Source organism: Alteromonas sp. ABD4_190, assembly GCF_056160105.1.
Genome location: NZ_JBSWWN010000001.1, coordinates 3,806,215 through 3,830,950 on the forward strand (window position 1 = coordinate 3,806,215; position 24,736 = coordinate 3,830,950).

Below are 24,736 nucleotides of genomic sequence, written 5' to 3' on the forward strand. Positions count from 1 at the left end.
TGACTGGCTTACTTTTATAAAAAGGAAATAGCACATGAAGCTAGAAGAGATGCTTGCCTATAAGGTGACGATGCTAGCAAGCGAGCTAAGTGAGTCGCTAGCAAACGAATATGCTGAATATAAGCTTACCAATTCAGAGTGGCGTATCCTCGCCACATTAGGTGCTACTAATGATAGTGCGCGAGAGCCGTCTATGACGGCAAAAGAACTCGCTATGGCAACACGCCTTGATAAGGTTCAAGTTTCACGAGCACTAGAGCGACTGGTGAAACGAGACGCTATCCACAAACGTTCCTGTGAAGATGACAAACGCGCCGCCTTTATTTCACTGTCAATAAAAGGGGAGCAAATTTACCAAACTTTGTTACCAAAAATCATGCGCTGGCAAAGTAAACGATTAGAAAATATCACTGATGATGAGTACCAAATATTTCTAAAAGTGATAGAAGCACTCAGGCCTTAAAACTCGGGTTAAGTCCTTGATAAATCTGGTCTGAGCAGATATGAGGATATCGCCATAAAGGTTACTTTTACCCCTTTAACTGTTAAATTCTTCTGAACTAATCAAACGGTGCAGCTTTTACGTCTATTCATCATGGCTTATTGCTTTATAAATATTCAACAATCGCTATTAGTCAGAGCTTGCAATAAAGCTGTATTCAAAAAACTTAGCAAGGAAATTGAGTGGTACCTCTAGACATATACGCAGGTAAAAAAGCACGTGAAACCATAATGAGAAACGGGTTTACGCCAGAGTTGTTTAGTTATTTTTTGGGGGCTTCTGGCGGCCCTAAATGGTTTTCACTTGCGGGCTTAGACCGCGTGCTATTTCCGGAATGGTTTGCCAATATTGACCATCAAGTACATGTTATAGGCTCATCAGCAGGTGCGTTTCGTGCAATTTGCGCTGTTCAAGACGACCCGTTGGCTGCCATAAACCGCCTAGCGACGTCTTACTCGACAACTACGTACAGTGAAAAACCAACACCGAGAGAAATCACTGCTAAAGCTGAAGACTTGTTGAAAGAAATGGTAAATGAAGTAGGCAAGCAAGAGGTGCTGTCTAACTCTCGCTTCAAAGCCCACCTTATCGTTGCTAAGTGTTTGGGGGCTACCCGCTTTGAAAGTAAATTCAGGCAGCTTTCGGGCTTAGCTATGAGCGCAGCGGCTAACACGGTCAATCGCAAAAATTTGTCGCGCTTATACACACGTTATGTCTTTTCCACTCCGAATACGGACTTTGCCATTAACGACCCCTACAAGCTTCCTACCAAATACCATGAGCTAACACAGGGAAATATATACACAGCATTACTTGCATCGGGTTCAATTCCTATTGTGATAGAAGGCGTACCGGAAATTGAAGGTGCGCCTGCAGGTATGTATCGCGATGGTGGTATTATCGACTACCACTTTGATCTGTCGTTCGGACCGGATGACGGATTAGTGCTGTACCCGCATTTTTACGATAAGCCTATCCCGGGATGGTTTGATAAAGGCTTGAAGGGTAGGGTTCCTCACCGTTCGAGCTACGATAACGTTGTAATGCTAGTACCTTCAGCTTCTTTTGTAGCAAACTTGCCTTACAGCAAAATTCCAGACAGAAAAGATTTTGAAGTGCTCGATGCCGAAACGCGCATTAAATATTGGCAAACGGTGTTAAAAGAAACCGACAGGTTGGGTGAATATTTTATGCGTGCAGTAAGCGACGGAACCTTAGTAGATGCTATTAAGCCGCTTCCATTTAAAATGGTTTAAATTAACCGGGATTGTTGAGTAAAGTGGCTAATTGCTGTCAAATTAGTCACTTGAATCATCATTTGATAAGTTTTACTTGCAGGTAACGCTCGTGCTAAGTATTATACGCGCCGTTGCTTGGCATTCGCCAACCTATCAGGTGCAACACAATTCTATATGCGTCTATAGCTCAGTTGGTTAGAGCGCTACCTTGACATGGTAGAGGTCCCCTGTTCGAATCAGGGTAGACGCACCACTTATTTCTCCTCTAAAAATTTTTTTAGCCCCATTCTAAAAATATCTAAGCTTCCTAACTCATTGTCAGCATTGAATTAATCGGTTTTATGTGGCTTTTCCATAAACTTTTAGCAAAGTGAAGTTACAAATAACATGTTTTCTTGCATTGGGTAAGTGCCCGCTTCCCAGCAAATACAACCGCCTTAACGGTTCTATCTCAGTTCAGAGGAAAGCGGACATAACAATAACTTTATATTTGACTTACCTTGACTGATCTTCGGACAATAAGGTCAATTTCTTCATTGTAGGATTTTCTGAACTTAACACCGTCATTATTCTTGATTTGTAAGGAAAACGAGGATTTCGCACCAATATTATCTTCTGTAAATAGAGAGTAGATTTCCTGATCCGTGGACGTCCAATCTGTGCATCCTTCCTCAGTAACAAAGCATATTCTCCATTCGGTTGATAAGTTATTTGGATCATCAACATCAACTGAAAATGCGGCGTTATCATTTGGCCTAACAATTGCGGATGGGCTATATACATTGAGACCGTTCACAAATACATCTTTAAGAATTGGTGGCTTTTCAATTCTTTCAGGTCTATAAGTAAAACCAAACTCATCCGTAGTGGCGACTAAGCATTCGCTGTCGTCACTGCTCGAAGGATTTTTCTCGCATAAACTAAGTATTACATTGTAGTCATAATAGTCGGGTGGAAAACATTTGAGTGGGACGGTCAATTTTACGCTTTGATCACTTAGCATCTCTAAGTCGTTGACATTTGTATATTCTGGGCAAGAACGAGGATCTTGCACCGTGTATTTAACAACAGCATCATCAGACTTAAGTTTGTCTTTCAAAAAAATTGTTATGTCTAAAGGGGCTACCGGTGATTCTGATTCATAAGTAATAAAATTAGTGCGGTACTGAATTGATTGAAACGTTGAATCATTAACGACTATATAATCAACCTTATCTAAATTAACTCCATCTGGCTCAATCCAACCCGAGTTTGTTGCGCTTACACCAAATCGAATATCATGTTCCGTTTCTCTGCCGTTTAAGATGTCATCTGTTTCACCTGTATATAAGAAGCCATGACGACCATCTTCATTGGTTACAATATAAAAGAACTTTATTCTGTATATTTCGTTATTTTTCTGCGGCAAGCCAAGTTCTTGGCGTCTACGTTGGCACGTAGGAGCAGTAATCGAACCAAAAGGTAGATTATTTAGACTTAACTCACACGAGCCCTGTTCTATATGGAGATCATATTCGATTACCTGGATGCTGGGGTCGCTTGTCGGTTGTAGGGCAATGGACAATGTGTCTGGGTTGCCCACATCAACGGGTTGCTGAGAAAGTAGTGAGTTGATATAAAGGTTTCTTCTGCTAGGTTCAAAAAAGAACTGCTTGTAAGTTAGCGTTACTTTTTCGTCTGTCTCTAAATTGTAAAAATCAGGTTCTTCGCTTTTTATTAATTTCGGGTGTATTGTCAGCGGTAAGTCAGGAATTTCAGTGTCTTCTGTTAAATTTACAAACTCTATATTGCCATAATTTTTACCACCAAAACTTGCGATGATCTTAATAAAGTATTGGCCAGGCTTTAAATCTGACAATGTATATATCCCTTCTTCATCAGTTTCAGTACTTGCTACGGGCAGCAGGGTCTGTGAATCGAGAACTAATACTTCGGCAAGAGCTGCTGGTATTTTACCAGAGAGGTCTAGAAGCGAGTAGTCTGCACTACAGTCGTTATCTTCATCTATATTTGTATCTGCAATGTAATCACCATTACTATCAATATTTATATCTGCTAAGCCGTCGTAATCACTGTCAAAGTTTAGAACTTTTATATTACTTGGTTGCTTTTTAGGAAAGTCTATAACATTAACGTCCGCTATATCGTCACCGTTAGTGTCTATATTATGTACAGCGATCCGCTCTATAGAGGATTGGTTTAGGATTACGCCATTGCTGCTTGGCTTGTCTAATACTAGTCCTTTATGTAGGTCGAGCAGAAAAGTGTTCCCAAATTGGCCTTCTTCTATAAGTTGTGCTTCGGATTTTCCGGCGCTATTTGAGATGATGTTTTTAAAAGGAAGGTTGTCGTCACCTGATATATTTGAATCAACTATTCCGTTAACATCGATGTCGATGTCGCTAACCATGTCTTTGATGTTAAATTTTTCATAGCACAATATCTCTCTTAAACTTGTTTTTGTGTTCGGCACCATAGTGTCTGCGTGTGCAGTGGGTATAAGTGCGTTCGTAACTGAGTTGACAGCATGTAATGAAAGTGTCCGAGAGTTTCTAATCAGGCTTTCGATGGGAGACTGAATAGGGCTAAAGGTAATAGCTACAAGCTCTTTGTCAAGCGTTGCAGTTCCGCGTATATCGTAAGCTCCTTCTTGGGGAGAACTTGGTGAATTTCGATTGGCATCTTCACTAAGTGAATTAGCTTCACCGCCTCCACAGCCAGCGATAAAAATACACAATAAAACAGTTAAATAACAAATGTGTTGTGACACTTAATATTCCTTGTTCATTCCAATAAATATTCAAAGCTTTAAGTGGTAGAAGTAAAAAGGTTTTACTTGTGAAGGCATTTAAAGGGCCTATCCTCCACTCAACGCTAGGTTAGTTTGTTTCTTGATATAGTTTTATAGGAATAATTCCTAGTTTTTGAATACTGAAGTTTTTTGGGGGAGAGCCACGATAGATCGCGGAATGGAAATAACAACATTAAACACCATCAGGTAAAAATTCGCGTTGTCAGCGAAATAGTTACTTAGAGCGTATGGTTCACTTTTTAGCAAAATACAGCGTATTGATAGACGACAAAACCCGATTTGACTCAAGCATAAGCATGCCTAAGTTTGAGTGAATTTGTTTGAATACTTAGGAAATTCGACTTTTAAGATAAAACCAATTTTGGATTCGAAGCTTACTCTACCGCCGAGTGCTTCGACACGCTCAGCGATTCCGTACAACCCGAAACCACTAATCGGGAATGTATTGTTAGTGTGGCTGCATCCTTTACCATCGTCTTGAACTTTGAGAAAAACATCAGAATCCGTAACACGCAGTTTAACAGTCATTTTACTTGCATTAGCGTGTTTTATTGTATTCGTGATGGCCTCTTGAAGTATCCTGAATATGGCAACCGTCTGGCTTTCATCAAGCCTATCCACCTCGCCAGAGACAGTTGCGCTATAGTTTATCCCAGCCACACTAAGCTTTTGCTTAAAATAGTCTCCAGTAATAGCATGCTCCAACCCTTGGTCATTTAATACGCGAGGGTGTAGCCAGTGCAACAAGTCATAAATGCTGCTATAAATGGTCTCTGAACTTTTCTGCAAAGTCTTGAATATACGGGTATCGATGTTGTTGAGCTTATTTTTAGACGCTTGCAATGAGACTTGAAATGCGGTTATATTTTGACCTAGTTCATCGTGCAGCGCAGTAGCGAGCATTTTTCTTTCTTTTTCTTGAACATTTTGCACTTCCTTTAAAAGCTCTAAATGACGCTCGTTGAGTTTCACTAATGACCTGTTTGAAGCTGTCAATTCCTCATTCTTAATGTTGATAGATTGTCTATACTGACGATTTTCCTCAACAAGGCAACCAACAAAAATTGCGACAAGAGCGTAGCTGATAATGTATGGTTGAAAACTCAATAAAATATCGTCTGGAGCTTGATAGGCTTTAATCAACATCATAGCTATAAGACTGCTGGTGCAGAGCATCGTGCCAAGCCATCCAAAGCGATAGGCAAACCATACGACAGGTATAAAAGCGACCATTTTAAGTATATACAATGAAGCTGGTTGATATACATATAATAGGACGGTCACAAAAGCCAAAAAAGCAATTGCTAAGAAAACTTTGACCCTCTCCATCTTTTGATATCGACGCCAATGCTCGCTGAAGTGTAAAAAGGTAAATCCAATGATAAGCACCACAAATATTGCGACAAAACCGCTAGTTATGTGAATAGAAAATAGTTCAAATTTATGTTCTGCCGGAGTATCTCCATACAAAGTGCTACTATGGTTAATGTAAAAGTAATATACGAACCGAGAGAGACGCATTAGTAAGCCAGCGAAAAGGAGCGCCACAGCCGACTTTAGAGAGTCAAGTCTAATAGGTATTTTCTTGATTTTTATATAAAACAAGCCAGTAATTGGGATTGTCCAGATGAACAAAGTATCTCTGAAATTGAACGCCTCCCATAGGGTACTTCCATCTGTAACACTAACATGAAAAAATAAACCGACCTGCATTGAAATGATTATAAACAACCAGTGTCTGAGGGGCGTTAGTGCTAATGCTAATAATTGAAACCCAATAGGAAAATACCAAGCGGCTGTCCCTTCGAATAAGGTGTAGTCAAATACCCAATCCATTGAGAAATAAGCTATCGCAAAGCTTATTATGCATAGCATTAAAATTTTTGAGAGATTTTTTGCGATAGGGATTAATTTATGCATCTTACTATTACTTGGCTCTTATAAATTAATAGCATCAATAAGGCCCAATTTAAGTGCTAGCCGCGTTGTAGAGAAATCGTCATATATTTCGAGCTTCTCAAATAATTTGGCTTTGTGGGCATGCACCGTCTTGGGTGCTATACCAAAGCCCGCAGCGATTTTTTTAATTGGTATTCCTTTAGCCAAGTTGATAAATATTTCTTTTTCGCGTTGAGTTAAAGCCTCATACTTTTTGTATGCTTCTTTAGAATAAGAGGAGTTTCCCTCAAGTGCTTCATCGAAGAATACTTCCCCACGCATCACAGAATTAATTGCCTCAAGTAGTAATCCAGCTGCTTGCCGTTTTGGTATATAACCGTCTACACCGTTACTCTTGGCACGGTCAACATAATAAATGGATTCATACATACTCAGTAAAATTATCTTGGCATCTGGCTGTGATTTTCTAACCTTTTTCGCAAGTGCAATTCCGTCAATACCGGGTAGTGCGATATCGGATATTAATAAATCAAAACGTAAATTCTCAAGCGATGAGAGCAGTTTCTCTGCGCTGCCTGTTGAATATACCACCTCAAATCCTGTTCCGCTCAAAATTAGATGTTCAAAGCCTTCGCGAACCAATTCATGGTCTTCAACGAGCGCTATTTTTATTACGGTCATGAAGCTTCCTTTTTGTGGATTACAATTATTTACGCTGAGTTAAAAGTTTATGAACTACGGTTTAATGCAAGTGTTCCACATTAGCAAAGTATTTTCCTGGTCCTTTACCACATATTTCGCTGCAGCAGTGATGTATGGCTATTGAATTTGCTACTCTTTTTCATATTCAGTGTGCAACACCATTTCTTAAAGTTAATACAGCTACTAAGTAAAACCAGATAAGAGCTGCTCTTATCTTTTAATGCCAAAATTAACTATAGTTAGTCGCCGTTGATAAAAAGTAATTTGAGGTAATGTCAGCTAAGTTTAATTCGGTCGTTTCGTTCGTCGAATGTGAAAGGACCAAGGAAATGTTATTAACTGAAACTTAAGGTTAAATAACCATAGTTTTCAACAGAACTTTTTTCTATTGGGAGGTAAATTGTAACAATCTTTGACTTATCCTACATGTGCTATTGCGCGATGCGGTGTGTTGGCAGTTACACAATTTATTTATTCATCCGTGTTCGGTATTTCGTCATATAAGACCATTTAATTGTTGGTTTTAGACTACACTAAAATAGTGCTGTTAATTTTTTCGAACGCTGAGTACTTAAGAAGTGGTTACGGGAGTACGATGAGCTTGCAGAGATATGAAGGACCCTTGTTGTTTGGACAACACGGTGCTGCCGAAAGGCGGTTCCTCGAGCTTATCAGTGCGCTTCCAAAAGTGTCTGTGCAAGGGTATGACAAGCATCGAAAGGTGATTTACTGGAATAAATCAAGCGAAATTATCTATGGCTACAGCGAAGCCGAGGCGCTGGGTAAAAAGCTTGAAGATCTCATTATCCCAAACTTTATGCGCGATGAGGTTATCAAGCTTCACAAGCGCTGGGTTGAGTTTGACGAGCCTATTCCCTCGGATGAATTGGTGTTGAGGAAAAAGGGCGGGAAGCCCATCCACGTATTCTCTTCTCACGTAATGTTGAAGCAAGGTACTGATTCGCCTGAGATGTACTGCGTTGATATTGATTTAACGGAACAGCACGAGATACGCCAAGAACTGGAACGAATGGCGTGCACTGATTTACTTACGAATTTACCCAACAGACGCGCGTTAGAACAGTGTTTAACCTCTGTTATTGAAGATGCAAAGTCTTCTAACACAGGTTTTGCGTTGTTCTTTATCGACTTAGATATGTTTAAAGAGGTTAACGATACCCTAGGGCATACTTGGGGTGATGAACTTCTAAAATCAGTTGCCAAGCGCTTGTCAGGCTGCATTGACAACGCTAATGGCGTACTAGCCCGGTTTGGCGGAGACGAGTTCGTTTACTTGGCTATCGATGTAAGCAGCGAAAATAGGTGTGAGGAAATCGCGAAAACCCTGTCCGCGTGTTTTCGTGAGAGCTTTGCGCTAAGTACTGAAAATGTTCATATTACCTCTAGCATTGGCATTAGCTTGTATCCCCGTGATGGCGATACGATTGACGACCTTCTAAAACATGCCGACGCAGCTATGTACCAGGCGAAGGCCGAAGGCCGTAACAGATACCATTTTTTCACCAATGCTTTAAGTCAGCGGCTTCGAGAGCAAAGAAACATTACCGCGAATTTAAGGGAATCGCTGCGCAATGATGAATTTGAGCTAGTATTTCAGCCTCAAGTTGATGTTAAGACCGGTAAGTTTTCTTCATGTGAAGCATTGCTTAGGTGGTGCCCAGTAGATAAAACCAAAGCTGCGCCCCCTGATGTCTTTATTTCTATTGCAGAGCGTAGTGACTTGATAGGCGATATAGGAAAATGCGTGCTTAGAAAAGCATGCCAACAGGCGCGGGCGTGGAAGCAAAAGGGGATTGAAATTCGTATCGATATAAACGTATCGGGCAAAGAACTAGAAAAAAGCTCGTATTTCGAGTGCCTAGCTGCTTGTCGCGACGAATACAATTTGTTGCCTAAAGATATTGGTTTAGAGCTTACTGAAAACGTACTAATTAAATCCGACAGCACTATATTAGCAAACCTTAAAAGGCAACGAGACTTAGGCGTAGAAATTTCCCTAGACGACTTTGGCACAGGCTATTCGTCGTTGAGTTATTTGAAAGAATTTCCAGTAACGCATCTAAAAATCGACCGTTCTTTTCTAAAGGGTGCACCGGAAAATGAGTACGATAGTGCATTAATGGAAGCCATTGTAAACGTTGGCCAAAAGCTTGATTTAAAGATTGTTGTAGAAGGTGTTGAAACAGAAAGTCAGTCAAATTACTGTAAATCGTTAAACGTAGAGTTTGTGCAAGGTTTTTTGTATTCAAAACCGATAAGTGCAAATGTGCTGGAAATGCTTTACAAAGCGCAACATTGAAAGGTTTGAAGCGACGCGTAATATTCCTTTCAACTTGGTATTTAGCGAGTTAGTTCGTGTTCCGCTAAATACCTCTTCCAAAAATTTTAAAACAGCCTTAGCGTTAATAAACGTTCCACATCGCTGGCTTCGCAAAATAATACCCTTGCTGATGAGCAACGCCTAACTTGTTCAGGGCCACTGATTCTGCTTCAGTCTCAACCATTTCCGCTATCACTTTTATATTCAAGCCTTTCGCTATACTGACAAGACTTGAAACAAACAGCTGGTTGTCTTTATTTGTGTGAATGCCCTGAGTCAATCGACCAGAGAGTTTGACAAACTGAGGTTGTATTGCTCGAAGGCCGGATAGAGAAGCAAAGTTATCACCAAAGCGCTCAATGGTGATACGACTACCATGGCTAATCAACTGTCGACAGAGTGACTCTGCGGATTCTCTGTGCTGAATTAACGCAGCATCTTCTACTTCAAAAAGCAACCTATTGCTTAACGCTTTGCGTTTCGAAACTTCTGAAACTAACCACTCTCTGAATTCTGCGTTGGCAATTGAGGTCATGCTTATGTTTATGGCCACGTGCTGAGAAGTAGCGCCCAACTTTTTCAATACAATACTTATAACAAGCTTATCTATTTGCGGGATTAAATCCAGTCGCTCAGAAGCGGGGATAAGCTGCGCCATCGGAATGACTTCACTCGTGTTTTTGTCTTTGAACCTTCCTGATGCTTCATAATAAGCAGAGACATTTTGACTTAAGTCCATTACAGGCTGAATCATAATGTCGGCATACTGCTTAGACAAAATATAGTTGAGTTGTTCACGCCATTTAGCGTTGCTGTGAACTTTTGATATTTCGGAAGCTAATTGCCAGCCGCGCTGAGTTTTAGATGCAGCAACAAGCGCGCTGTCCACGCTCTCCATTACCTGCTGCATAGACATACTTCCTGTGAATCGTGCAATACCCATGTACGCTGCTTTTGTGCCATCCTTCATCGGAGAGGCGCTAGCACATTGCTTAAGAATATTTGTAAGGATAACTTCTCGGGAGTCGTTCTCCATTGCCTCACTTACAAGCGCAAAGTCGCCGCCAGACAACCTAAAGACAAAGCGAATGTTATGGTTGTTCTTGGTTTCTTCAACAAGTATGTGCGCTATTGCTTTTACATAGTTGTCGCCATTTACCATTCCTAATTTGGTATTTATGCTGCCAAGTTGGGCTAGCCTTACAATGATGAGTTCTTTTTCTTGAGAGTTTGCGTTTTCATTTAATAAGGCGCGCATATGGCGCTCAAAAGCACCTCTATTCGCCAGCATAGTAAGAGGGTCCTTACTTGCTTCTTTTTTGTAGAGCTCAGATTGGCGCTTGAGCTCTTCAAATCGCGAGGCCAAAGTATTCGCAAGAGAATTGGCTGCTTCTACAAGGGGCCTAAAATCTTCACTAGTCAAGCTAACTTCAGGTGACGTAAAGTTAAGGCTGCTAATTTCGTTAAGTTTTTTAGTTGTATCTTCGACAGGTTGTTTTACTTTTCTATTAATAAAAACAACGAACAATGAGATAAGAAACGAAAGCGCTAAAAATAAAGCGCCATTTTTTATCAATGTAATAAAAAATTCAGTGGCAATTTCTTGCTTACTCGAAGTTAATGAAAGTTTGTTGCCACTATCTCCCAACGATATCCGCTTATGAAAATTATCTTCTGTATCTATCAGTGAATACCAAACTGGGAGTGCAGTATTCGATACTGTTTCTTTTTTCGCTATTTCATCACCGTTTGCATTCGTTATCGATGCAGCAGATATGTATGGCTGTGCTACAGCGCTCTCTAAAAGAGTGTTAAAAACTAATGTTTCTGCTTGAGTTGATTCGTAAGAAAAGTTATCAACGGCCTTGTTGTAACTTACAGCGCTTCTTTCGGCCAAGAGCGAGACTGCTTCAGCCGTGCGAGTTTGTAGTTCTCGTAACTCGACAACAGATAAGGCAGTAAATGCTAAAAGTAAAAGGGTTACAATACCCAGATTAGTCCGACTAGATAGCTTCATTATTTACAGTTAACTCCTTTAACCGATAAATTACATTTACGCATTGATGGTTTGATCCGAGCTTGATTGCGGTAAGTGTCGCCCATGCGCATTGTAGCCTAGAAAGTGTGTGAGTGCTATTTATACAATCTATCCATAAATGTATAGCAAAACATGAAGTTAAGCGAGCAGAAATGAACACTTTTTAAACGTTAAGTATCATCTTCATCTAGCCACCATACCTTATTGGATACTTCACCTGACTGCTTTATTGGCACGATTTCGCCAAAAATAGGAATGCTTACAGGGACTTCTTTTGCGCCAGCAAGCTTCGTTATTTTGATAAGAGGCTCATTCCAGTTATGCAGCGCCAAATCAAAGGTACTGTTGTGTACAGGCATCATGACACTGGCTTGAATATCGATATGCGCTTGCAAGCTTTCTTCAGGCAGCATGTGAATGTCAGACCACAATTCGTTGTATGCGCCAGTTTCAATCATAGATAAATCGAACGGACCGTACTTGTCGCCTATTGCTTTGAAGCCTTCAAAATAGCCCGAGTCACCGCTGTAAAAGATGTTAGTGTTCGACGATTTTATAACCCAACTTGCCCAAAGGGTTTCATCTTTATCAAATAAACCTCGCCCAGAGAAATGCTGGGAGGGGGTCGCTATGATTTCAATATCTCTAACCCCTGTGTTTTGCCACCAATCCAACTCAACAATTTTGTTTGCATCTACGCCCCAGTCACGTAAATGATTGCCTACTCGTAACGGTGTAATAAACACGTCGACTTTGTTTTTTAGTACTTCAATGCTGCCCTTATCTAAATGGTCATAATGGTCGTGACTTATGATAACGGCATCTAATTTAGGAAGGTCTTCCAGTGAAATTGGTGCTTGGTGGAAACGTTTGGGTCCCGCCCATTGAACGGGAGACGCGCGCTCACTGAAAACCGGATCGATCAATATATAGCGCTCAGAAAGTTTCAGTAGGGTAGTAGAGTGGCCTAGCTTTATCACGCTATCTTCTGCGACTGCGTCAAGCATTTGAGGTGTAAGTGTCGACACGGGTATATCAAACGTTGGTGTTGCGGCATCTCTGTTGTCGCGAAAGTACGCCTTGGTGACTTTCCACATGTCTCGCCACGTCGTTTTATATTCAATATGAGTATTAGTAAATTTTTCAGGTTGTGACGCGCTCGCAGCAAGGCTGTTTGAAGAACCACAGAAAGATGTCATAAATAAAACTCCAACAAGAAAGTGTTTGCGAATAGTAACGGGCATGCGCTCACCTTAAATTAAAAGTATACTGCACAGTGTAGTTTACTAATAATAGACTAATTTGGTTAAAAGTAAACTGGTGGGTGTAGATTTGTTAAGAAGGATAGATTGCAGGTAAGCGATATTGTGCAGCCAGCATGAATAGATACTCCTCATGCTGGCTATTAACAATATTAGGTCTTCACCGTTTTTGTGCTACCTACACGAACTAGCGCACAACTAATCGAATTTGTTGTACGTACTTTTTTATTCAGACCTAATACCGTGGAACGTACAGTGCAGCACAGGCAGTATAAGTAGTGTAAGCACGGTGGCGACGGTCAGACCAAATACAATGACGACCGCCATTGACGCGAAGAACGCGTCAGAAAACAGCGGGATCATACCCAATATGGTAGTGATGGCTGCCATTGAAACGGGACGTACACGAGATACTGATGCGGTAACAACCGCTTCAAACGCGCCACTATTACCTTTTGCCTGTACGTTTATTTCTTCCATCAATACGATCCCGTTTTTAAGCACCATACCGATAAGGCTTAAGCTGCCCAGCAGCGCCATAAAAGTAAAAGGTGCACCAACCAGTACCAAGCCACCAATAATGCCGATGGTAGTAAGTGGTATTATGCCCCATATCGCTAAAGCTTGGCGAAGCTTGCCAAATAGCAATACGGTGATAATGAACATACCCAATATACCAATAGGCATGCTGGCGAAGAGGGCGCTTTGCGCTTCGGTTGAGGTTTCGTATTCGCCGCCCCATTCAATACGATAGCCATCAGGCAATTTAAGCTCTTCTACAAGAGGGCGAACTTTCGCTTGCACGCTCGCTGCCGTTTCTCCGGATAAAGGCATGGGCTCAGCATAAACCGCCAGCATACGTACCCGGTTGCGGCGTTTGATGATAGGGTTATCAAGCGATACATCCACATTGCTGATAACATCAGCCATACTTATGTATTTACCTTGCTCTTGGCTCCACACGTTGAGTGAGGCAAGGTTGTCTATGTCATAGCGCTGGTTTGGATCGTTACGCATGACAATGGGTATTAAATCGCTCCCTTCGCGGTAAAGGCCAACAGTTTCCCCTTCGTTGTTAAGCAGAAACGCGGTGTGAACGGCATCTCGAGTTACGCCGATACGTCTGGCTTGTTCCTCCAGAAACACAGGTTCAACAAATGGCACTTTGTTGCTCCACGACAAACGCACGCTGTCCATGGTTTCCTCTGCTTGAAATATGGCTTCTATGTCGCTGCTGATCTCACGCAAAACTTCAGGCTCTGGCCCGTAAATTCTCGCTTCTATCGCCGCTTTTGCAGAGGGGCCTACTTGCAGTGCTTTTACTTTGTATTGCACATTGGGGAAGTCTTGCCGCACCAGCTCGATAATTTCTCGCATTCGAGCATCACGAGACTCAACCGTATTAGTTTCAACAATAAGCTGGCCATAACTGGCGTATCGGTCTTCTGGCGCATAGGTTAGGGTAAGGCGCTGTGCACCACCGCCTATAACGCTGGTCACGTTGGCGATATCCTCCATGCTTAACACGTTGCTTTCTAAGCGCCGTATAGTTTGCTCTGTCGTTAAGATGTCGCTTCCTTCGGGCAGCCACAAATCTACAAAGAAAAGCGGTGTGGATGAATCTGGGAAAAACGCATTTTTCACGAATTTACCCGATGCCATGCTGCCAACCAGCGCAACAAGTACCAGTACTATCGTAATGTACCTGTGATTGATAGCTGCAGTTAGCACACGTTTGTAAACCGTAAAAATAATGCCTTTGTACGGATCGTCATCTTCCTCACGATTGCCGCGTTCTTTTTCAGTTTTAAATAACAAGTCGAAAAAGAAGGGCGTAATGGTTAGCGCGGTGATCCAACTTAAGAAAAGCGAGAAGCACAGTACCCAGAAGAGAGAGCCAACGAATTCACCTGTGGCATCTGGCGAAAGGCCAATTGGCGCAAAGGCGGTAATAGCAATTACTGTAGCGCCAAGAAGGGGGAGACCGTTTTGAGACACCACGTCTTTTGCTGCCTGAAGCTTAGTTTGCCCTTTTCTAACACCAATCAACATGCCTTCGGTTACTACGATGGCGTTGTCGACCAACATACCTAAAGCAATGATAAGAGCACCTAGCGATATTTTTTGCAGCTCAATACCTTTTACCGACATTAAGATAAAGGTGCCAAGAATGGTGAGCACAAGAATAAGCCCCATTAGCACGCCACTGCGCCAGCCCATAAACAGCAGAAGTACGAAAATAACAATGGCCACGGCTTCAGCTAGGTTAATCAAGAAGCCGGTAACAGAATCGTCGACCACGGTAGGTTGGTTGTAAACGGTGTTGAGGCTCATGCCAAGGGGCATACGCTGCTCTAGCTCGGCAATTTTTGTATTAAGTCGCTTACCTACATCAACCACATTTACCGCCGATGCGAAGGACACGCCAATAGACAGAGCTGGAGTGCCAGAACTGTGATAAAGAATAGAAGGGGTATCGTTAAGCTTGCGCTCAATAGTCGCGATATCTGTTAAGCGAATAAGGCCGCTAGCCGGTGAGCCAATGACTACTTGGCCTAACGCCTCTAGGTTATCAAATTCGCCAGTGGGCTGAATGGATAGGCGCTTGCCCTGAACCTTAATCGACCCTGCGTTGCCCACCACGTTTTGCGCGGTTAAAAGGCCAGCAATGGATTCTGCAGACACATTAAGGGTTTTCATTTTATCGTGATCTAAAGACACAATAATTTGTTCGCTTACCGTGCCGGCGATAGATACTTTCTTAACACCCTCAACAAGCTGAATTTCTCGCTGCATTAAATCAGCGAAGTCTTCCATTTGCTTAAGGGAATAGTCTTCACTTTTAAGGGTAAGCAGCAGCCCAAATACATCGCCGAAATCGTCATTTACAATAGAGGTACTGGTACCGGGGGGCAGCGATGCCTGTGCGTCACCCACTTTACGGCGCAAGTTGTCCCAGTATTGTTCTAGGTCTTTAGCCTGAACACTACTTTTAAGCTCCACCGTAATTTGCGATAACCCCAACATGTTTACTGAGCTTACGCGTTTTACGTTGGGTATACGCTGAATTGCTTTTTCAAGCTGGAGCGTAACTTCTTCTTCAACTTGTTCAGGTGTTGCGCCTGGGTATTGGGTTATAACTAGTGCATTTCTAATGGTGAATTCGGGAAATTCTAGCTGACCTAAGCCAAGAAAGGTAACGATGCCGCCCACACCTAAAATGATGGCAACCATCCAGCTTATTACTTTTTGACGAAAAAAATACTCGACCATAATTTACAGGCCTCCTTCTTTCGTCCACTCAGTAACTGCTTGGCCTTCTTTTACAAGATGTGCACCTGCAGCAACAATTCTATCATCGTCGTTTAGCGGGCCTTCTACTAGCAGGCCGTTAGAAATACCGCGTGATATCACGACTTCTACTGCTTCGACTGTGCCTTTTTTAGCATTGTCGTTGTCAGGTTTGAAGCGCCACACAATGGCTTTTTCTGGCTTGGCATTATCAGTGACTACCGCACCAAAAGGCACTAGCCAAAGCTTTGCATCAGACTCAATTAACTTCGACATATCAAGTAGTACGGTAGCGCTCATGCCTGAAAGCACATTGATATCGTCGGGTTCAGGTAGGGTGATCGTAACTTCGTAGCTAAGCTCACCCTGGCGCGTGGTGCTTTCGTGGTCTTTGTACATGGCAGCGTAACGTTTTTCTGGCATGCCAGAAAAAGTAACCCATGCCATTTCCGAGGTACGGTTTTCGCGTGCTCTAGAGCGGTCAATCATGCGCATTTTTTGCTCTGGCAACTGAAACGTTACGTCAATAGCGCCCGGCATATGAAGCTCGGCGATGGTTTGCTGCGGTACAATGACTTGGTAATTTTCAACGGGCACAGATGCAATGAGCCCCGCAAAAGGTGCACGAAGCTCGGTATAACTTAGCTGATCTTGCGCATTGGTCAGGTTGGCCTTAGCGGCTAAATAATTAGCTTTCGCCTCATCAAACGTAGAGCGGCTTACCGCGCCTTTTTCAACCGATGCTTCCATACGTTCAAACATGGCAGAGGACACATCAAACTGAGACTGAGCTGTGGCGAGCTGTGCTTTTGCGTCTCTGTCATCAAGTCGTGCGATAAGCTGGTTCTCGGACACTTCCTCGCCCGCTTTTACTTTGAGTTCTTGCAGTTTGCCGCCAATGCGAAACGAAAGGTTTGAATATTCAGCCGCCTCTACTTGCCCTGGGAATTTAGCAATGGTCTCGTCTGAATGCTGCACGTTATAAAGCGTTACCGGTGTTGATGATACAGCTTTAGGTGGAGTAGGTGCGTCTTCACAGGCGCTTAATCCAGCGAGTGAAGCAATAGCAACCACAGTGCGCAGGGCTAAGCTGTGAAAGAGGTTTTTTTCAGACAACATGGTAACTCTCCATTTAAATAGACCACTTCTTCCCATTTGTATTTTCGCAATGGGTAATTTAGTAACGCGCGCGTCCACACCGGCAAAAGTGTGGTCAAATATCAATTAACGCTAAGTTGAATCTTCTTACAGGTTATAGCGTTATTTGTCGTTTTCGATCAGATTTTTATTCACATTTACATGCGCCAAGCATTGGTTTTCGGCCGATTTATTCGATGCGAAATATAAATCCGCAAAGAAATGCATTCAGCTCGGCACGATCAAGTATTGTTTTTATCTGGGTTTCTATTTGGGTTTTCATCGGGTGCAAGGCTTTCAGCATAGCCTTTAGGCGGTGGAGTCCAACCACGCATCTTTGAATGTTTGTCGTGTAAATCTGCTTTTAGGGCATTTTCGATTAGCGACTCTAGTTCAATAAATAGCTTCAGGTAATTGTTATCAACGCGTTCGCCGCTAGCGTCATCTGCCCAGGCGTGATAAAGCACGTCGTTTTGCTGAGTCTCAATATTTTTGTAGGCCATTTTTTGTCGCTCAACGTGAAAGGGGTGAATATTCAGCGAACGCAATGCTTCTGCACCCATTTCCAGGGCACTGTGGTAGGTTTCAGATACGACAAAATCTGCGCCCAACTGGCGCAAGCGATAGCCATGACCACGGTCAAAGGCTCGGGCTAGCACTTTGGTGTTAGGAAGCGCGTGCTTTGCGTATTTCACCATTTCTGCAGCAGTTTCCCTATCGTCGATGGCAATAACCAACAAAGCGGCTTCGTGGGCGCCAGCGGTATGCAAGATATCAGGTTTGGACGCATCGCCAAAATAGGCTTTGGTGCCAATTCGTCTGATAAGGTCTATCTGCTCAGCGCGAATATCAAGCACCACGGTATTTACATCGTTGGCCACTAAAAGGCGATTAACGATTTGGCCAAAGCGCCCAATACCAGCAATCACCACGGTGCCTTTTTCGTCAATGGCGTCTTCCGCTCGCTGTGACTTCACGTTTTTATAGTGGGGGATAATGGCTTTGTCGAAAAGAATGAATAGCCCCGGCGTTAAGAACATGGAAATGGCTACCACAAGGGAAAGAATAGAAATAACGTCGCTGGGCAGCACGTAGTTCTGCGAGGCAAAACTTAACAGCACAAAGCCAAATTCACCCGCCTGTGCAAGGCTTAGTGTGAATAGCCACTTGTTAGTGCCTTTTATCTTAAAAATAAGGGCAATAACAAACAGCACTGCAGCTTTAACCAGCATAACAGCAATAGTTAGTCCAGCGATTAACAGCGGGCTCTCAGAGAGCACAGAAAAGTTAATGCCAGCGCCTACTGTTATAAAAAACAAACCTAACAGTAATCCTTTAAATGGCTCAATATTGGCTTCAAGTTCATGCCTGAATTCACTGTTTGCTAAAACAACGCCGGCTAAAAATGCGCCGAGCGCAGGAGACAGCCCCACAAGCCCCATTAACGCCGCAATCCCGATAATTAGCATAAGCGCTGTTGCGGTAAAAATTTCTCGTAACCCGGATGCGGCAACAAACTTAAATAAGGGGCGACTTAAGTAGTGTCCTCCAATGGTCAAAAAGGCAATTGAGTTAATGATCACAAGACCAGAAGCCCAGGGTGCAAGTCCTTCCACTAAATTAAAGCTATCGTGAGATCCTGTATCGCCGCCGTGCGCGTTACCTGCTTGTACCAACTCAGGTATGGCAAGAAGGGGAATAAGCGCAAGCATGGGAATTACAGCGATATCCTGAAACAGCAAAACTGAAAAGGCGCTTTTACCCCCTTCCGTTTTTTGAAGCCCTTTTTCTTGCAATGTTTGTAAAACGATGGCGGTTGAAGAAAGGGCGAAAATAAGACCTATTGTGAGCGCAATGCTAAAAGGCTGATCAAGCAATAAGGCTACGCCGGTGATAAGCGCTGTGGTTAGCGCTAACTGAAGACCGCCCAACCCCATAAGTTTTGACTTCATTGCCCATAGCGAGCGGGGCTCTAGTTCTAGCCCAACCAAAAACAGCATCATGACCACACCGAATTCAGCAAAATGCTGGATAGCGACGGTTTCATCGCCGACTAAGCCAAAAATTGGGCCTATGACAAGCCCGGCTATTAAATAGCCTAGAACAGATCCTAAGCCAAGGCGCTTCGCAATGGGTACTGCAATTACTGCGGCGACCAGATAGATAAATGCATATAAGAAATAGCCCGTCACATTAATCTCCTTTCGCCGTACAAAGGTCGGCGAGGTTCTCGATGTGTTTTGCTTTTTCTAAATCGAGAGTGTTAGTGGTTAACTTTTTAAGCAGGGTTACCCACTTGCCTCTGTGTTCAACAAGGCGATGCTCTTCTTGGGCGGTACGCGAGCCGAATATTGCAAACGGGGCAATGTAGGTCATATTTGTGATTTGGGCCATTTGCTCTAAAGGCTGAAGAAGTTGCCTGATGGTGTAGTGGTTGAAACCGTCAGTTTGATAGGCTTCCTCTTTGCCACCCGCACTTAACGCACAAAGAAACAGTTTATCTTTAAGTGCAGTACCTTCATGGCCGTAGGCGAACCCATATTCCAATACTAAATCTTGCCATTCTTTCAAAATGGAAGGTGTGGAATACCAGTACAGCGGAAACAGGAAAACAATGACATCGTGGTCGACTAAACGCTGCTGCTCCCGTTCAATATCAATATTAAAATCTGGATATTCTGCATACAAATCAACGGCGGTCACGTGCTTATTTAGTTGAGCTTCATGAAAAAGCGGCACGTTCACTTCAGAGTGCGTTTGCGCAGGGTGAGCGAAAAGAACCAGTACTTTCTTACTTCGTTTTGTGTCTTCTATGGCGTTTAGGTTGGTCATACTTCTCTACTCAGCTTTACTGCCTGTGTCTCTAAGAATTTTTCTTGCCACTCTACTTTATAAAGCAACATAAACGCTTAGAGCAAATCAGAATTAATATTTCTTCAAAGTTATAAGGTTACCAATGTTTATCAGGTTGAAAAAAGTAACCTAATTACCATTATGAACTTGAAAACGGATTATTGCTATGACGGAACACTATTTTTTTACTTTGCTTAGAACCATATAACCATGAAAACATCACTAAAAACACGCGTACTTGCACTATCATTACTTTCTTTTTTTGCGCCGCTATCCACCCATGCTCTGCCTCAAGGTAGTGAACTAAAAGCAGGGGCTGCCGTTTGGAATCTGTTTGATGACGCAGACCGTTACGCACTGCACGTGGCTTACATACACAAACCGCTTGAGCCATTTTACGGATTACGTCCTACCGTACTTTTAGTGAATGCAGACCAAGGTCAACATTATTTCGCAGCCGGTGTGGCAAAAGATATCTATGAGTACAACGACTTTTCCGTACGGGTTGCGTTTCATGCGGGCATTGTCGATGAGTCTGAAAACTTAGGTGACACGATAGAGTTTTATTCATCACTTGCTGGGCAATATAAGCTCACTGATTCATTTTCGATACAAGCTGAAATCGGTCATATCTCTAACGGTGGGCTAGGGGATACAAACCCGGGGTCAGAGTCATTAGTTTTAAGTGCTCACTATCTTTTTTAATAATGTTTTATCTGCAACGTGTTCACAATGCGCTTCTTTTAAATAAAAACAACCCGCTAAAGTGCGGGTTGTTTTTAATTTTGCTTCTGCTTTGTGGTTTAACGGTTTAAGCGTTAAGTGCTTTTTTTACGTCGCTAGATAGCATGGGTAAGTGGCGCAGTCTGACGCCAACAGCATTATAAACAGCGTTACCTACTGCTGGTGCCACGCCAATAACCCCTGGCTCGCCCAACCCCACTGGAAATTCATTACTTTCAATGTACTCAATGTCCATATCTGGTACGTCGTTCATTCTAAGTGGTTGGTACGTAGTTAAGTTTTTCTTCGCCACATAGCCGTCTTTAATTTCGTTGTGTTCAAATAACGCAAGGCTAGTTCCCCAAAGCAACGCGCCTTCCATTTGCGCCATAGCGCCATCGGGGTGAACGATAATTCCCGCGTCTGCGACCACCCACAACTTTTTAAGCGTGATTTTTCCACTGTTTTTATCTACGTGAACATGTGCTGCGGTAGCAAGCCATGCGGGCATAGTACGTTCTTGTCCTGCAGTTACACTAAACCCAATACCTTCGTTCTCACCTAGTTCAACGTTAGCTGTCTTGTCCTTGAGCTTTCTCAGGGTGTGAGCAAGGCGAGTGGCACCACCAACGCTTTCAGGCGCTTTGCCCGCTTGCTTACCTTTGCCGTCAAGCATAGACAACCTAAAGTCCACGGGGTTTTGGTTAGCTTTATGTGCCACTTCATCGATAAAGCTTTCTAATCCCCACACTATCCAACCTTGACCCACCGAGCGAAGCCAGCCCGGTGTGAAGGTATCCTGCGCCACTTTGTTGTTTATCACTCGGGCTTGGTGATGCTGCATGGTGTACCAATGGTCTGCCCCTGAAGCTGAAAACGGGTCAACTTTTCCTTTCCCATCTACTCCGTCAGGCATAAAGCTCGGTGCCATTGCCAGCGTTGGCCAGCCCGCAGCAAGTGCGTGCTCCATACCAGTGAAATTCCCAGAGTCGTCGAAATAGGCGTTGAACAACGACGTTGACGCCGAGCGAGGTTGGTCGAACATGGTATCGTCAGGGCGCATGAACAGCATTTTAACCGGTTGCCCGGCCGCTTTCGCGGTAAGCACTGCTGGAATTATCCAGTCACCAAACAAACGGCGGCCAAAGCCTCCACCAAGATAGTATTGGTGAATAACGACGTCGGAATCAGGCACTTCTGCCGCTTTAGCTACAGCGGGAAGGGTTAGGCCTTGCCATTGATTACCCGTGTGAATATGCCACTTACCCTCTTTAAATTCAGCAATTGCGTTAAGCGGCTCTAGTTGAAAATGGCTAGCCGTTGCTGTGGTATACATTGCTTCAATTGATTCAGCCGCCTGCTTTTCAGCATTTAAAATATTTCCTTCATTGACAAATAATGTGCCTTCACTTCGGTCGCGGCAGATTCGCTCGCCCTCTTTTTGAATGTCAGCTTCGTTAACGTTCACCGTCTTACCTGCGTTATAGCTAACCTTCACTTTATCGATGGCTTTAATTGCCGTCGGGTAATCAGAAGCCAGTACAGCAACCCAGCCTTCTATCGTACTCGATGGATCACTTAGTACCTTATAGCCTCTATATCCAGGGAGCGATTTCGCTTGACTGTCGTCTACCTTAGTGACTTTACTACCATAGCGCGTAGGCGGAAGAATGGGGCGGGCATACAGCATGTTGTCTACTTCAACATCTATACCGTAAACTGCGGTGCCGTTGGTTTTTGGTGGAATATCCAAAGCTTTATATTCGTTACCCAAACCAATGAGGTGTTTTTTGTTCCCAGGTTTAATTGGTAGACTTTCTAATTCGTCGGCCGAATAAACCTTATCGATGTTGCCATTTGCAACAATGTCACCGTAACTTATCTTTTTCGTGCCAGATACAACAAAACCCGCGTTAGCTTCACAATCTGATACCGGCACGCCCAGTAACTTAGCGCCGGCGTTAAGAAGCACTTGGCGTCCAGCTGCACCTGCTTGCGACATAGGTTTGTAGGTTTGGAAAACCGACCATGAACCACCTGTTACCATGTAACCCCACTTAGGGTCAGTATCTACGTGCACAATTGCTACTTTGTCCCATTCACACTCTAGTTCGTCCGCTAAGATACGCGCTAAAGCAGTACCTACATGTTGTCCCATTTCAGCCTTGGCAATATTCACTGTTACACGGCCGTGTGTATCCATTTCAAACCAGACGTTAGGTGAAAACGATTTATTTTCAATGGCTTCTTTAGCTGACAGAATAGATGGAATTGCCGAAGCGCCAAACGCCATGAAAAGCGACGTTTTAACAGAACCGGCCATAAATGAGCGACGAGACAAGTTAATGGTGTCTTTTTTCTCTTTGGAAAGGTCTTTTATGCTCATGCGTTTTCACCTTTTGAGGAAGCCTTCGGGTCGAAATGCTGTACAGTAGAAGTTGCGGCACGTTTAATCGCTTTTTTGATTCTAGTATAGGCCATACAACGGCAATAATTACCATTCATGTGATTTACGATATCCTGCTCGCTTGGATTAGGATTACTATCAAGCAGTGTGGCAGCTTGCATTATTTGACCGGACTGACAGTAACCGCATTGGGGCACTTGTTCTTCCACCCACGCCGATTGTAAGGGGTGCTCGTTGTTAAGGCTTTCTATCGTATTAACCTGTTTACCATTAACGAGAGAAACAGGATAAGAGCAAGAGCGAATAGCATTGCCGTCAATATGAACAGTACATACACCACACATGGCAACGCCACAGCCAAACTTGGTGCCTTTAAGTCCAAATTCATCGCGAATTACCCACACGAGTGGGGTATCTGAGGCAGCATCCGTCTGCACTTTTTTTCCATTTAACGTAAATTCAATCATGGTAATCATCACCGTGAAGTTAGAGTCTAAATAGCTCTCGCCAAGGTAAAGACTTGGTTTGAACGGTCTGGTTTGCCTGGTCTTTTGTGAACCTTTAACTTATAAAGTAGACTAATTGATTACAGGTATACGACTGTAAGCCAAAATAGTTTATGTGGTATAGTTTAGTTACCTTGTTCAACTAAGCAATTAGTTTACTTTTGGTTACTAGGTGCTTTTTCAAAGGACATCAATGAAAACAGAGATAAAAACAGACGCTAAGGGTAGAAAAACCGTTTTAAATACGTGCACAGAGCCGTGTGCTATAGAGCGTGGAATGCGCCTAATTGGTGGAAAATGGACGGGTTCTATTATTTATCATCTCAAAGATGAACCTGTAAGGTTTAATGATTTGTGCAGAATGCTTGGCGGCGCCAGCCGGAAAATGGTTGATCAGCGCCTTAAAGAGCTGGAAAACAATGGCATGGTGATCCGCAACGTTATCGACTCTCGTCCAATTGCGGTTGCTTACAGTCTCACCGCTTTCGGGCGCTCAGCGTTAGATATTCTTGAACAGCTAAGAATCTGGTCTGAAGAGCACACAGACGATTAATTCCTCATCTAAAAACGCAGAATAACGGCAGAATAACGAATACGGTGAGCGTTACAGTTCACCGTTTTGAAACACAACCGCTTAGAGTTGCAGTTCTAAACTTTCACAATCGGTAACCTAAGCACCTTGTCGACAAGGGCCCCCGCTTTCTCCTGAAAGGCTTCAAAGTGCGCTGTCACCTCGTGGGCATCAAGCGCTTCTTGAGATTCCCATTTCTCAGTAATGACAAAAACACCGTCTTCGCATGAATGCAGATCGTACATTACGGCGCCTTTTTCTGCGCGGCTAGCTTTGACCAAAGGCGCTAGAGCTTCTGACAGCGCGTTTTGATGATGAGGCTTAGAAAAGATAATGACTGAAAATTCGATCACATTGGACTCCTAATACTAAAGCGCTCAACATAAGTAAGTTAGAATTATTGTGTTAGCCGTAAGCGCCAATTTGCCCTTTTTATCAGATAAGAGGCACGCTG

General features: G+C 43.1%; 17 protein-coding genes and 1 tRNA gene. 6 read left to right on the forward strand and 12 right to left on the reverse strand.

Going from position 1 to position 24,736, the window contains the following annotated elements:
* Positions 1–34 precede the first annotated feature (34 nt).
* From ACXAFM_RS16680 to ACXAFM_RS16690, 3 genes are all read left to right on the forward strand, one after another.
* Positions 35–463 carry a MarR family winged helix-turn-helix transcriptional regulator gene (locus tag ACXAFM_RS16680; RefSeq protein ID WP_474831027.1) on the forward strand — a complete coding sequence of 143 codons (429 nt, stop codon included), beginning with the start codon at positions 35–37 and terminating at the stop codon, positions 461–463.
* A gap of 221 nt (positions 464–684) precedes the next feature.
* Positions 685–1,758, forward strand: a complete 1,074-nt coding sequence (locus ACXAFM_RS16685) for a patatin-like phospholipase family protein (protein WP_474831029.1) — start codon at positions 685–687, stop codon at positions 1,756–1,758.
* A 158-nt stretch (positions 1,759–1,916) separates the two neighbouring features.
* Positions 1,917–1,993 (forward strand) — tRNA-Val (locus ACXAFM_RS16690).
* 231 nt (positions 1,994–2,224) lie between these two features.
* Here the strand turns inward: ACXAFM_RS16690 and ACXAFM_RS16695 are convergent.
* The 3 genes from ACXAFM_RS16695 to ACXAFM_RS16705 form a co-directional block, all read right to left on the reverse strand.
* Positions 2,225–4,510, reverse strand: coding sequence for a carboxypeptidase-like regulatory domain-containing protein (locus ACXAFM_RS16695; protein ID WP_474835366.1), 2,286 nt, complete (start codon positions 4,508–4,510; stop codon positions 2,225–2,227).
* A gap of 342 nt (positions 4,511–4,852) precedes the next feature.
* Positions 4,853–6,472 carry an ATP-binding protein gene (locus tag ACXAFM_RS16700; RefSeq protein WP_474831033.1) on the reverse strand — a complete coding sequence of 540 codons (1,620 nt, stop codon included), beginning with the start codon at positions 6,470–6,472 and terminating at the stop codon, positions 4,853–4,855.
* 18 nt (positions 6,473–6,490) lie between these two features.
* On the reverse strand, positions 6,491–7,132 hold the full coding sequence (locus ACXAFM_RS16705) for a response regulator (RefSeq protein ID WP_474831035.1): 642 nt from the start codon (positions 7,130–7,132) through the stop codon (positions 6,491–6,493).
* A gap of 616 nt (positions 7,133–7,748) precedes the next feature.
* On the opposite strand from ACXAFM_RS16705, the gene ACXAFM_RS16710 reads away from it, so the two are divergent.
* Positions 7,749–9,473 (forward strand): sensor domain-containing protein, encoded by a 1,725-nt coding sequence (locus tag ACXAFM_RS16710; protein ID WP_474831037.1) that lies wholly within the window; start codon positions 7,749–7,751, stop codon positions 9,471–9,473.
* 103 nt (positions 9,474–9,576) lie between these two features.
* On the opposite strand, the gene ACXAFM_RS16715 is transcribed toward ACXAFM_RS16710, so the two are convergent.
* From ACXAFM_RS16715 to ACXAFM_RS16740, 6 genes are all read right to left on the reverse strand, one after another.
* A complete protein-coding gene (locus tag ACXAFM_RS16715) occupies positions 9,577–11,511 on the reverse strand; it encodes an EAL domain-containing protein (RefSeq protein ID WP_474831039.1) in 1,935 nt (644 codons plus the stop codon).
* 191 nt (positions 11,512–11,702) lie between these two features.
* Positions 11,703–12,776: an MBL fold metallo-hydrolase gene (locus ACXAFM_RS16720; protein ID WP_474835368.1), complete on the reverse strand. Its 1,074-nt coding sequence runs from the start codon at positions 12,774–12,776 to the stop codon at positions 11,703–11,705.
* Positions 12,777–13,019: 243 nt separating this feature from the next.
* A complete protein-coding gene (locus tag ACXAFM_RS16725; protein WP_474835370.1) occupies positions 13,020–16,067 on the reverse strand; it encodes an efflux RND transporter permease subunit in 3,048 nt (1,015 codons plus the stop codon).
* A gap of 3 nt (positions 16,068–16,070) precedes the next feature.
* Positions 16,071–17,204, reverse strand: coding sequence for an efflux RND transporter periplasmic adaptor subunit (locus ACXAFM_RS16730; protein WP_474835372.1), 1,134 nt, complete (start codon positions 17,202–17,204; stop codon positions 16,071–16,073).
* A gap of 260 nt (positions 17,205–17,464) precedes the next feature.
* A complete protein-coding gene (locus tag ACXAFM_RS16735) occupies positions 17,465–19,414 on the reverse strand; it encodes a monovalent cation:proton antiporter-2 (CPA2) family protein (protein ID WP_474835374.1) in 1,950 nt (649 codons plus the stop codon).
* Position 19,415: 1 nt separating this feature from the next.
* Positions 19,416–20,054, reverse strand: coding sequence for an NAD(P)H-dependent oxidoreductase (locus tag ACXAFM_RS16740; RefSeq protein ID WP_474831050.1), 639 nt, complete (start codon positions 20,052–20,054; stop codon positions 19,416–19,418).
* Between the two features lie 231 nt (positions 20,055–20,285).
* On the opposite strand from ACXAFM_RS16740, the gene ACXAFM_RS16745 reads away from it, so the two are divergent.
* Entirely contained in the window at positions 20,286–20,780 is a 495-nt protein-coding gene (locus ACXAFM_RS16745) for an acyloxyacyl hydrolase (protein WP_474835376.1), read from the forward strand.
* 106 nt (positions 20,781–20,886) lie between these two features.
* On the opposite strand, the gene ACXAFM_RS16750 is transcribed toward ACXAFM_RS16745, so the two are convergent.
* Positions 20,887–23,184, reverse strand: a complete 2,298-nt coding sequence (locus tag ACXAFM_RS16750; RefSeq protein WP_474835378.1) for a xanthine dehydrogenase family protein molybdopterin-binding subunit — start codon at positions 23,182–23,184, stop codon at positions 20,887–20,889.
* Positions 23,181–23,672 (reverse strand): (2Fe-2S)-binding protein, encoded by a 492-nt coding sequence (locus ACXAFM_RS16755; protein ID WP_474831056.1) that lies wholly within the window; start codon positions 23,670–23,672, stop codon positions 23,181–23,183. Before ACXAFM_RS16755 ends, ACXAFM_RS16750 begins: the two co-directional genes overlap by 4 nt.
* 232 nt (positions 23,673–23,904) lie before the next feature.
* Here ACXAFM_RS16755 and ACXAFM_RS16760 point away from each other — a divergent pair, with 232 nt between their 5' ends.
* Positions 23,905–24,264 carry a winged helix-turn-helix transcriptional regulator gene (locus ACXAFM_RS16760; RefSeq protein WP_474831058.1) on the forward strand — a complete coding sequence of 120 codons (360 nt, stop codon included), beginning with the start codon at positions 23,905–23,907 and terminating at the stop codon, positions 24,262–24,264.
* 95 nt (positions 24,265–24,359) lie between these two features.
* Here ACXAFM_RS16760 and ACXAFM_RS16765 read toward each other — a convergent pair whose 3' ends face one another.
* The gene (locus ACXAFM_RS16765; RefSeq protein ID WP_474835380.1) at positions 24,360–24,635 is read right to left on the reverse strand and encodes a putative quinol monooxygenase; all 276 of its coding nucleotides are present in this window, start codon (positions 24,633–24,635) and stop codon (positions 24,360–24,362) included.
* Between the last annotated feature and the right edge of the window lie 101 nt (positions 24,636–24,736).